Origin of the sequence: Streptomyces albidochromogenes, from assembly GCF_005981925.1 — a bacterium.
GTDB lineage: Bacteria > Actinomycetota > Actinomycetes > Streptomycetales > Streptomycetaceae > Streptomyces > Streptomyces albidochromogenes.
Genome location: NZ_VBVX01000241.1, coordinates 1 through 10,642 on the forward strand (window position 1 = coordinate 1; position 10,642 = coordinate 10,642).

At 72.3% G+C, this 10,642-nt stretch carries 8 protein-coding genes; 1 reads left to right on the forward strand and 7 read right to left on the reverse strand.

All coding sequences use genetic code 11. The features are described from left to right. Positions 1 to 137: 137 nt before the first annotated feature. Complete coding sequence (locus tag E2E34_RS25470) at positions 138 to 2,417, reverse strand: bifunctional salicylyl-CoA 5-hydroxylase/oxidoreductase (protein ID WP_138904261.1); 2,280 nt, start codon at positions 2,415 to 2,417, stop codon at positions 138 to 140. A 2-nt stretch (positions 2,418 to 2,419) separates the two neighbouring features. Continuing rightward, the gene (locus tag E2E34_RS25475) at positions 2,420 to 3,247 is read right to left on the reverse strand and encodes an enoyl-CoA hydratase family protein (RefSeq protein WP_138904255.1); all 828 of its coding nucleotides are present in this window, start codon (positions 3,245 to 3,247) and stop codon (positions 2,420 to 2,422) included. Between the two features lie 222 nt (positions 3,248 to 3,469). Between E2E34_RS25475 and E2E34_RS25480 the strand changes: the two genes are divergently transcribed. Beyond that, a complete protein-coding gene (locus E2E34_RS25480; RefSeq protein ID WP_138904256.1) occupies positions 3,470 to 3,916 on the forward strand; it encodes an ATP-binding protein in 447 nt (148 codons plus the stop codon). 31 nt (positions 3,917 to 3,947) lie between these two features. Here the strand turns inward: E2E34_RS25480 and argF are convergent, their stop codons facing one another. The 5 genes from argF to E2E34_RS25505 form a co-directional block, all read right to left on the reverse strand. After that, a complete protein-coding gene (gene argF, locus E2E34_RS25485; protein WP_138904257.1) occupies positions 3,948 to 4,961 on the reverse strand; it encodes an ornithine carbamoyltransferase in 1,014 nt (337 codons plus the stop codon). A 64-nt stretch (positions 4,962 to 5,025) separates the two neighbouring features. Then, positions 5,026 to 6,258, reverse strand: a complete 1,233-nt coding sequence (locus tag E2E34_RS25490; RefSeq protein WP_138904258.1) for an arginine deiminase — start codon at positions 6,256 to 6,258, stop codon at positions 5,026 to 5,028. A gap of 127 nt (positions 6,259 to 6,385) precedes the next feature. Continuing rightward, positions 6,386 to 8,920: a polynucleotide kinase-phosphatase gene (locus tag E2E34_RS25495; protein WP_138904259.1), complete on the reverse strand. Its 2,535-nt coding sequence runs from the start codon at positions 8,918 to 8,920 to the stop codon at positions 6,386 to 6,388. Continuing rightward, positions 8,917 to 10,455: a 3' terminal RNA ribose 2'-O-methyltransferase Hen1 gene (locus E2E34_RS25500; protein WP_138904260.1), complete on the reverse strand. Its 1,539-nt coding sequence runs from the start codon at positions 10,453 to 10,455 to the stop codon at positions 8,917 to 8,919. Before E2E34_RS25500 ends, E2E34_RS25495 begins: the two co-directional genes overlap by 4 nt. A gap of 41 nt (positions 10,456 to 10,496) precedes the next feature. Next, on the reverse strand, positions 10,497 to 10,642 hold a 146-nt coding region (locus E2E34_RS25505), incomplete at its 5' end, for a homocysteine S-methyltransferase family protein (protein ID WP_208765335.1).

The window sequence follows — 10,642 nt, forward strand, 5'->3', positions numbered from 1 at the left end:
AGATGTGTACAAGAGACAGGTGTACCAGCGCATCGGTTATCGCGGGGTCGTGGACCGGGTGGAGATCGCACCGGCGGCCTGACCCGAGCGGCCCTGCGGCGCGCTCTCCCCACCCCCGCCGGGGCCGGTCGCCCGCTTCAGCCCAGGCTCAGCCGGGGCTTCGGCGCGTCGGTCCGGCCCGTCGGGGGTGTGCGGCTGCCCGCCCGGTACGGCAGGGGCCAGGGCGCGCCCGGCCCCGCGTACCCCTGCTCCGCCGCCGCGTGCAGCGTCCACTGCGGGTCGTAGAGGTGCGGCCGCGCCAGCGCGCACAGGTCCGCGCGCCCCGCCAGCAGCAGCGAGTTCACGTCGTCCCACGACGAGATCGCCCCGACGGCGACCACCGGCACCCCGAGCGCGTTGCGGATGCGGTCCGCGTACGGCGCCTGGTAGGAACGCCCGTATTCCGGCGCCTCGTCGGCCACGACCTGCCCGGTCGACACATCGATCGCGTCGGCCCCGCGCGCGGCGAACGCCCGCGCGATCTCCACGGCGTCCTCCACCGTCGTACCGCCCTCCGTCCAGTCCGTGGCGGAGATGCGGACCGTCATCGGCCGGGACCGCGGCCACGCGTCGCGCACCGCGTCGAAGACCTCCAGCGGGAAACGCAGCCGTCCGGCGAGGGAACCGCCGTAGGCGTCGGTCCGTTGGTTGGTGAGAGGGGAGAGGAAGCCGGACAGCAGGTAGCCGTGCGCGCAGTGCAGTTCGAGGAGGTCGAAGCCGCAGTCGGCCGCCCGCCGCGCCGCCGACACGAACTGCTCGCGGACGCGGGCGAGCCCGTCCGCGTCGAGCGCGCGCGGGACCTGGTTGACGCCCGCCCGGTACGGCAGCGCGGACGCCGCCGCGACCGGCCAGTTGCCGTCGTCCAGCGGCTGGTCGATGCCCTCCCACATCAGCCGGGTCGAGCCCTTGCGTCCCGAGTGGCCGAGCTGGACACCGACGGCCGTACCGGGCGACTGCGCGTGGACGAAATCGGTGATCCGGCGCCAGGCGGCGGCCTGTTCGGCCGTGTAGAGACCGGCGCAGCCCGGCGTGATGCGGCCTTCCGGGCTGACGCACACCATCTCCGTCATCACCAGCCCCGCGCCCCCGAGCGCCCGCGCGCCCAGGTGGACGAGGTGGAAGTCGCCGGGGACCCCGTCGACCGCCGAGTACATGTCCATGGGGGACACGACGACCCGGTTGCGCAGGGTGAGGCCGCGCAGCCTGAAGGGCGTGAACATCGGCGGCGTACCGGGCGGGCAGCCGAAGTCCTCTTCCACGGCGCCGGTGAAACCGGGGTCGCGCAGCCGCAGGTTGTCGTGCGTGACGCGGCGGCTGCGGGTGAGCAGGTTGAAGGCGAACTGCCGGGGCGGCTGGTCGAGGTACGTCGCGAGGTCCTCGAACCAGCGCAGGCTGGCGGCGGCCGCGCGCTGCGTGGACGCGACGACCGGACGGCGCTCGGCCTCGTAGGCGGCCAGGGCGGCGGGCAGGTCGGGCTGCTCCTCGACGCACGCGGCCAGCGCCAGGGCGTCCTCGACGGCGAGCTTGGTGCCCGATCCGATGGAGAAGTGGGCGGTGTGGGCGGCGTCGCCGAGCAGGACCGTGTTGCCGTGGCTCCAGCGGTCGTTGACGACGGTGCGAAAGGCGGTCCACGACGAGTTGTTGCCGCGCAGCGCCCTCCCGCCGAGCGCGTCGGCGAAGTACTTGGCGCAGCGCTCGGTGGACTGTGCCTCGTCGCAGCGGTCGAGGCCGGCGGCCCGCCAGACCTCCTCGCGCATCTCGACGATGACGGTCGACGCGTCCTTGGCGTAGGGGTAGCCGTGCAGCTGCATGACGCCGTGTTCCGTCTCGGCGATCTCGAAGCGGAACGCTTCGAACGCGAAGTCGGCGGCGAGCCAGATGTAGCGGCAGCGGTGGGTGGTGACGCGGGGGGCGAAGACATCGGCATACGCCGCCCGGGTGAGGCTGTGCACGCCGTCCGCCGCGACGACCAGGTCGTACGCCGCGGCGAGCTCGGCGGCGGGCGGCGCCTCCTCACGGACGCGCAGGCCGACGCCGAGGGAACGGCAGCGCGCGTGCAGGATCTCCAGGAGCCGGCGGCGGCCGAGGGCGGCGAACCCGTGGCCGCCGGACGTCAGGGTGCGGCCGCGGTGGACGATGTCGATGTCGTCCCACCGTACGAACTCGTCCTGGAGCGCGCGGTGGACGACGGGGTCGGCGTGCTGGATGCCGCCGAGGGTCTCGTCGGAGAGGACGACCCCGAAGCCGAAGGTGTCGTCCGGGGCGCCGCGCTCCCAGACGGTGACCTCCCGGGCGGGGTCGAGCCGCTTGAGCAGCGCGGCGGCGTACAGCCCGCCGGGCCCCCCGCCGACGACGGCCACCCGCAACGCGCGGCGCATCGTCAGCGCCCCCGCCACTTCGGGGGGCGCTTCTCGGTGAAGGCCGCGTGGAACTCGGCGTAGTCGTCGCCGTTCATCAGCAGCGCCTGGGTCGCCGCGTCCAGCTCGACGGCGGCGGCGAGCGGCATGTCCAGCTCGGCGGTGAGCAGGGCCTTCGTCTGGGCGTACGCGAGGGCCGGGCCGTCGGCGAGGCGGCAGGCCAGCTCGGCGGCGCGGGCGTCGGCCTGCCCCTCGTCCGTCATCTCGCTGATCAGACCGATCCGCTCCGCCTCGGGAGCGCGCACCGGCTCCCCCAGCATCAGCAGGCGCGTCGCGTGCCCGAGCCCGACCACGCGCGGCAGCAGGTACGCCGCGCCCATGTCGCCGCCCGAGAGGCCGACCTTGGTGAAGAGGAACGCGAAGCGGGCGGAGGGGTCCGCGATCCGGAAGTCGGCGGCCAGGGCGAGCACGGCTCCGGCGCCCGCCGCCACGCCGTGCACGGCGGCGATCACCGGGAAGGGGCATTCGCGCAGCGCGCGGACGACCTGCCCGGTCATCCGGTTGAAGTCGAGGAGCTGTGCGGTGTCCATGGCGAGCGTGGCGCCGATGATCTCGTCGACATCGCCGCCGGAGCAGAAGCCGCGCCCCTCGCCGCCGAGGACCAGGGCGCGCACGGAACGCTCGCGGGCCAGCTCGGCGAGGAGGTCGCGCAGGTCGGCGTACGCGCCGAAGGTGAGCGCGTTGAGTTTCTCGGGCCGGGCGAGGGTGACGGTGGCGATGCCGTCCTCGATGGTCACCCGCAGGTGGTGCCACTGCCGGGTGCGCGATGCGGAGCTGGGAAAGGGGCTCATCGGGGGCGGGGCCTCCTTCAGCCGTGCGGCTGTCGTCTGCCTCTCGAAGGTATCACTCTTGCGTGACTGTCGTCAGGATGGCGCGATAAAGGGCGAAGGTCACCGCACGGTGTGGCGTACGTCCCACCCCGGACCGCCGGGCGGCACTTCGCGTGATCTCGTTGAAGTTCGTACGGTTGACAGGACGACCACCCGCCAGCTCCCCGGAAGGGGCATCACGCCGTGCAGGAAACGGAGACCCCCGACCGCGCCTCCTGGCGCGTCGCACTGCCGCACACCACCGCCGCCGTGCCGGTCGCGCGCGCCCTGATCCGGGCGGCGCTCGCGGCCCTCCCGCGACACGAGGCCGGCGCGGACGCCGACACGGCCGAACTGCTCACCGCCGAACTGGTCGCGAACGCGGTGGAGCACACCCGTGGCGAGCGTCCCGTCGAGCTGGCGGTGGAGCTGACCGCGACCGGCTGCCAGGTCGAGGTGCACGACCACGACCCGGCCGCGCCGGGCGGCCTGGACCCGGCCGCGGGCCACGAGCCGCCCGACCCCTGGCAGGAGCACGGCCGCGGGCTGCTGCTCGTGCGTACCCTCAGCTCCGCCTGCGGGCACCGGCGCACCGAGCGCGGCAAGGCCGTCTGGTTCACGCTGGCCGCACCGCCCGCCGCACCGTGCTGAGCGTGCGGCGCGCGGGGCCGTACGGGCCGGGCTAGACGGCGTCCGGACCGGCCAGGGTGGCGACCAGCACCGCCTTGATCGTGTGCATGCGGTTCTCGGCCTCGTCGAAGACGACCGAGTGCGCCGATTCGAAGACCTCGTCGGTGACCTCCAGCTCGGTGAGGCCGTACTGCGCGTGGATCTCGCGGCCGACCTTGGTGCCCAGGTCGTGGAAGGCCGGCAGGCAGTGCAGGAACTTCACGTCCGGGTTCCCGGTGGCGCGCAGCACGTCCATGGTCACGGCGTACGGACCAAGCAGCTCGATGCGCTCGGCCCAGATCTCCTTGGGCTCCCCCATCGACACCCAGACGTCGGTGGCGACGAAGTCGGCGCCAAGGACGCCCTCGGAGACGTCCTCGGTGAGGGTGATGCGCGCGCCGCTCACCTCGGCGGCCTTGCGGGCGGCCGCGACGACCTCCTCGGCCGGCCAGTACGCGCGGGGCGCGACGATGCGCACGTCCATGCCGAGCAGGGCGCCGGTGACCAGGTAGCTGTTGCCCATGTTGAAGCGCGCGTCGCCCAGGTAGGCGAAGGCGATCCGCTCCAGCGGCTTGGCGCAGTGCTCGGTCATGGTCAGCACGTCGGCGAGCATCTGCGTGGGGTGCCAGTCGTCGGTCAGCCCGTTGAAGACGGGGACGCCGGCGTACGCCGCCAGCTCCTCGACGGCGGCCTGGCTGTCCCCGCGGTACTCGATGCCGTCGAACATCCGGCCCAGGACGCGCGCCGTGTCCTTCACCGACTCCTTGTGCCCCATCTGGGAACCGGAGGGGTCGAGGTACGTCGTCGACGCCCCCTGGTCGGCGGCGGCGACCTCGAAGGAGCAGCGCGTGCGGGTCGACGTCTTCTCGAAGATCAGCGCGATGTTCCGGCCGCGGAGTCGCGGCGACTCGGTGCCGGCCTTCTTTGCCGCCTTGAGCTCGGCGGCCAGGTCGATCAGGCTCCGGAACTCCTCGGCAGTGAAGTCCAGCTCCTTGAGGAAGTGGCGGCCTGCGAGATCTGTCGCCATGGTGGCTGCTCCTGGGTCGGTCGCGGAAGCGGGTCGATGAAACTATATACGGAAGAGCGCATCACTATACAGCGTCGCGTTCGACCGGACAGCTCATGCACCGAGGGCCTCCCCGCCCCCTCCCCAGCTCACTGCCCCGGATCTCGATCACCTCGATGCCCTCCTTGCGCAGGTGGGTGTTGGTGGTGACATTGCGCTCGTAGGCCACGACGACACCGGGCTCGACCGCCAGGACGTTGCAGCCGTCGTCCCACTGCTCGCGCTGCGCCGCGTGCACGTCCTGGACCGCGGTCAGCACCCGGATGCCGTCCAGGCCGAGCGCGGCCGCGATGGCCTTGTGCATGTGCTCGGGCGGATGGTCGGTCACCTTCAACTCACGCTCCCCGACGCCCGGTTCGATGGTGTACGAGCGGAGCATGCCGAGCCCTGCGTACTGCGTGAAGGTGTCGCCGTCGACCATGGTCATCACGGTGTCGAGGTGCATGAACGCCCGGTGCTTGGGCATGTCGAGCGCCACGATGGTGGTGGCCGAGCCCGCCGCGAAGAGCCCGCGGGCCAGCATCTCCACGGCCTGCGGGGTGGTCCGCTCGCTCATCCCGATCAGTACGGCGCCGTTCCCGATGACCAGGACGTCGCCGCCCTCGATCGTGGAGGGATAGTCGGGCTGACCCTCCGACCAGTGGTGGAACACGCCGGCCTCCGGGCTCATGAAGAGCGGGTGGTGCTTGTAGATCGCCTCGAAGTGGACGGTCTCGCGCTGGCGGGCCGGCCACCGCATCGCGTTGATGGACACGCCGTCGTAGATCCACGCCGAGGTGTCGCGGGTGAACAGGTGGTTCGGCAGCGGCTCGATGAGGAAGTCGTCCAGGTCCATGACGTGGAAGCGGACCGAGGTCGGCTCGGGGTGCTCCATCAGGAACTCGCGCTTCGTCATGCCGCCGACGAGCGCCTCGACCAGATCGGCCACGGGCAGGTCGTCGAAGGCCTGGCGCAGATGCCCGGTGGCGAGCGGCCCGTACTCCTTCTCGTCGAAGACCCGGTCCAGCACAAGGTTCCTGGCCGCCGGGATCTCCAGCGACTCGCGCAGCAGATCGCCGAAGAGGTGCACCTCGACGCCCCGGTCGCGCAGGACGTCGGCGAATCCATCGTGCTCCTGGCGGGCGCGCCGCACCCACAGCACGTCGTCGAAGAGCAGCGCGTCCTTGTTGCCGGGGGTGAGGCGTCTCAGCTCAAGGTCCGGCCGGTGGAGGATGACGCGGCGCAGACGCCCGGTCTCGGAATCGACATGGAATCCCATGGCTCCATCCTGGCCGAGCGCGGGCGCCGGCGCGCCTGTATGGCGCCCCCGGTTCGAAGCGGTCACGATTTCTCACCGGGGGCGCCGGCCGCCGAAAGGCCGGCGGCCAACTCCGGGGCCCGAGGCGTCAGAGCCGGGGGTCGACCGGCTCCGACTCCAGCGCCAGGACGGCGAACACGGCCTCGTGGATCCGCCACAGCGGCTCCCCCTCGGCCAGCCGGTCCAGCGCCTCCAGGCCCAGCGCGTACTCGCGCAGGGCGAGCGAGCGCTTGTGGCCGAGGAAGCGGTTGCGCAGCTTCTCGAGCTGCTCCGGGCGCGTGTACTCGGGACCGTAGATGATCCGCAGGTACTCGCGGCCGCGCACCTTGATGCCCGGCTGCACGAGCCGGTTCTTCCCGTCCCGCACCAGCGCCTGGACCGGCTTGACGACCATGCCCTCGCCGCCCCGGCTGGTCATCTCCAGCCACCAGTCGATGCCGGCCCGGACGGACTCCGGGTCGCCGGTGTCGACGATCAGCCTGCGGGTGGTCTGCAGGAGCGCTGTCGGGTCGTGCTCGACCAGCCGGTCGAGCCAGGCCAGCTGCTCGTCGTGCGGTACGCCCGCGAGCGAGCGCCCTTCGGCGGCGAGCAGCTGGAACGGCGCCAGCCGCACGCCCTCCAGCCCCTCGGTCGGCCAGCAGTAGCGCCGATAGGCGTCCGTGAACGCGGCGGCGTCGCGGGCCCGTTCGCGCTGGGTCGCCAGCAGCCCCTGGACGTCGAGGCCGCGGGCGGCCGCCCCTTCGAGGGCCGCGACCGCTCCGGGGAAGACGGCACGCGCCGCCGCGCCGACGGCGGCGTACTGGTGGCGCAGCAGCCCCGACGCCTTGAGCGACCAGGGCATCAGCTCCGCGTCGAGCAGCAGCCAGTCGGTCCCCAGCTCCTCCCACAGACCGGCCTCGGTCACGGCGGTGCGCAGCCGGCCGAGGATCAGCTCGGTGGTCGTCTCGTCGTCGAAGAACGGGCGGCCGGTGCGGGTGTGGACGACTCCGGTGGGACCGTCCACCCCGAACCGTTCGCGCGCCACGTCCGCGTCCCGGCAGACCAGCGCCACCGCGCGCGAGCCCATGTGCTTCTCCTCGCACACCACTCTGCCGACACCGTCGGCCTTGTACGTCGCGAAGGCCTCGGCCGGGTGCTCCAGGTAGCCCTCGACGTGCGAGGTGCCGGTCGGGGACATCGTCGGCGGCAGGTAGGTGAGCAGGCGCGGGTCCACGGCGAAGCGGCTCATCACTTCGAGCGCCGCCGCCGCGTTCTCCTCGCGTACCGCGACCCGCCCCATCTGCCGGGTCTCGACGACCCGTCGGCCGTGCACGTCGGCGAGGTCCAGCGGACGGCCGTCGTGTCCGCCCGGCGCCTCGGTGGTGAGCGGCTTGGCCGGCTCGTACCAGACCTTCTCGGCCGGTACGTCGACCAGCTCGCGCTCGGGCCAGCGCAGGGCGGTCATCTTCCCGCCGAACACCGCGCCGGTGTCGAGGCAGATGGTGTTGTTGATCCAGGAGGTGTTGGGGACGGGGGTGTGGCCGTAGACGACGGCGGCGCGGCCCCGGTAGTCCTCGGCCCACGGGTAGCGCACGGGCAGGCCGAACTCGTCGGTCTCGCCGGTCGTGTCGCCGTACAGCGCGTGCGACCGGACGCGGCCGGAGGTGCGGCCGTGGTACTTCTCCGGCAGACCGGCGTGGCACACGACGAGGTTGCCGCCGTCGAGGACGTAGTGGCTGACGAGGCCGTCGATGAACTCGCGGACCTGCTCCTTGAAGGCGTCGTCCTCCTTCTCCAGCTGCTCGATGGTCTCGGCGAGTCCGTGCGTGTGCTGGACGTTCCTGCCCTTGAGATAACGGCCGAGCTTGTTCTCGTGGTTCCCCGGCACGCACAGCGCGTCGCCGGAGGCGACCATGCCCATCACGCGGCGCAGTACGCCGGGGCTGTCCGGGCCACGGTCCACGAGGTCGCCGACGAAGACGGCCGTACGCCCCTCGGGGTGCGATCCGTCGACGTAACCGAGCTTGCCGAGCAGGGTCTCCAGCTCGGAGCGGCAGCCGTGGATGTCACCGATGATGTCGAAGGGGCCAGTGAGGTGGGTGAGGTCGTTGTAGCGCCGCTCCAGCACGACTTCGGCGGCGTCGACCTCCTCCACGCTGCGCAGGACGTGCACCTTGCGGAAGCCCTCGCGCTCCAGGCTCCGCAGCGAACGGCGCAGCTCGCGCCGGTGGCGCTGGATGACGTGGCGGGGCATGCCGGCCCGGTCGGGACGTACGGCGTTGCGCTCGGCGCAGACCTCCTCCGGCAGGTCGAGGACGATCGCGATCGGCAGTACGTCGTACTTCCTGGCCAGCTGGACGAGCTGCTTCCTGCTCTCCGGCTGCACGTTGGTCGCGTCGACGACGGTGAGCCGCCCGGCCTCCAGACGCTTGCCCGCGATGTAGTGCAGGACGTCGAAGGCGTCGCGGCTCGCGCTCTGGTCGTTCTCGTCGTCGGCGACCAGGCCGCGGCAGAAGTCGGAGGAGATCACCTCGGTGGGCTTGAAGTGACGACGGGCGAAGGTGGACTTGCCCGATCCGGTGGCGCCGACGAGGACCACGAGGGACAGGTCGGTGACGGGAAGCGTGCGGGGTGAGGTACTCATGCGGCTTTCGCCTCCTTCTCGTCCTGCGGGGTGGTCTGCTCGCCGCGGTCGTCCCGGCGGCCCCGCTTGTCGCGCTGGTCGCCCGGCCTGTCCTGGGGGTTCCTGGTGAACACGGCCATCTGGGTCGGCGGGCCCACCTCGGGGTCGTCCGGCCCGACGGGGACGAACTCCACGCCGTACCCGTGCCGTTCGGCCACCCTCCCGGCCCAGGCCCGGAATTCCGCGCGCGTCCACTCGAAGCGGTGGTCGCCGTGCCGTACGTACCCGGCGGGCAGGCTCTCCCAGCGCACGTTGTACTCGACGTTAGGCGTCGTCACGAGCACGGTGCGCGGCCGGGCAGAGCCGAACACGGCGTACTCCAGGGCCGGCAGCCGGGGCAGGTCGAGGTGCTCGACGACCTCGCTGAGCACGGCCGCGTCGTACCCCGTGAGCCGCTTGTCGGTGTACGTGAGCGAGCCCTGCATCAGCTTCACGCGCTCGGCCTGCCGCTCGCCCAGCCGGTCGATCTTGAGCCGCCGCGAGGCGATGGTGAGCGCGCGCATGGACACGTCCACGCCGACGATCTCGGTGAACTTCACGTTCTTGAGCAGCGCCTGCACCAGCTGGCCCTGTCCGCAGCCCAGGTCGAGCACCCGGCTCGCCCCGGCCGCCTCCAGCGCCCGGAGGATGGCGTCCCGGCGCTGCACGGCGAGCGGCACGGGTCGCTCGTCGGTGTCCGTCGTCTCGTCGACGGCGTTGTCGATCTCCTCGACCTCCAGGTCGTCGGCCTCGGCCAGCCGCACCAGTTCGAGGCGCTCCATGGCCTGCCGGGTCAGGCTCCAGCGGCGCGACAGATAGCGGCTGGTGATCAGCTTCTGCTCGGGGTGCTCGGCCAGCCAGCCCTCACCGGCCCGCAGCAGCTTGTCCACCTCGTCGGGCGCCACCCAGTAGTGCTTCGAGTCGTCCAGGACCGGCAGCAGGACGTACAGCTGCCGCAGCGCGTCGGCGAGCCGCAGCTCGCCCTCCAGCACGAGCTGTACGTACCGCGAGTCGCCCCACTGGGGGAACTGCTCGTCCAGCGGCACGGGCTCGGCCGTCACCGTCGTCCAGCCCAGGGGCGCGAACAGCTTCGTCACCAGTTCGGCGCCGCCCCGGGCGGGCAGCGCGGGCACCTCGACGCGCAGCGGCAGCGGTGCCGCGGCTCGCTCGGGCCGCGCGGAGCACACGCCCTGGAGGGCGGTCTTGAAGACCGTGCTCAGGGCGACGGCGAGCAGCGACGACGCGGCGTACGGCCGGTCGTTGACGTACTGCGCGAGCGCGGAATCGGGCGAGCCGCCGCGCCCCTTGCCCTTGCCGCGCCGCACGAGCGCCACGGGGTCCACCTCCAGCAGGAGCGCGGCCGTGCACCGCTCGACGGTCGCCTCTGGGTAGAGGACGTGCGCCGTGCCGTGAGAAGTGGAGAACGTCTGCGCCTTGTCGGGGTGCTTGTGCAGCAGAAAACCGAGGTCGGTCGCGGGACGCTCCTGGTTGCCGGTAGTACTGATCGTCAGGAACACGCGTCCGAGTATCGTGCCCCGGCCCGTCCCTGACCAGGGGTTTAAGCCACCGGTCCGGCCAGCCGGGCCAGCTCCGCGATCTCGGCGGGGCCCACCCGGCAGCAGCCGCCCACCAGCCGGGCCCCGGCGGCCCGCCACTCGCGCACCCGCCCCGGGTCGTACGTGGCCCCGCCGCTGTCTCTTATAC

What these genes read in the sequence shown, in the direction of transcription:
- E2E34_RS25495 (WP_138904259.1), bottom strand. Translation starts at nt 8,920, where the DNA reads ATGAGTACCTCACCCCGCACGCTTCCCGTCACCGACCTGTCCCTCGTG.
- E2E34_RS25470 (WP_138904261.1), bottom strand. Translation starts at nt 2,417, where the DNA reads ATGCGCCGCGCGTTGCGGGTGGCCGTCGTCGGCGGGGGGCCCGGCGGG.
- E2E34_RS25475 (WP_138904255.1), bottom strand. Translation starts at nt 3,247, where the DNA reads ATGAGCCCCTTTCCCAGCTCCGCATCGCGCACCCGGCAGTGGCACCAC.
- E2E34_RS25490 (WP_138904258.1), bottom strand. Translation starts at nt 6,258, where the DNA reads ATGGGATTCCATGTCGATTCCGAGACCGGGCGTCTGCGCCGCGTCATC.
- argF (WP_138904257.1), bottom strand. Translation starts at nt 4,961, where the DNA reads ATGGCGACAGATCTCGCAGGCCGCCACTTCCTCAAGGAGCTGGACTTC.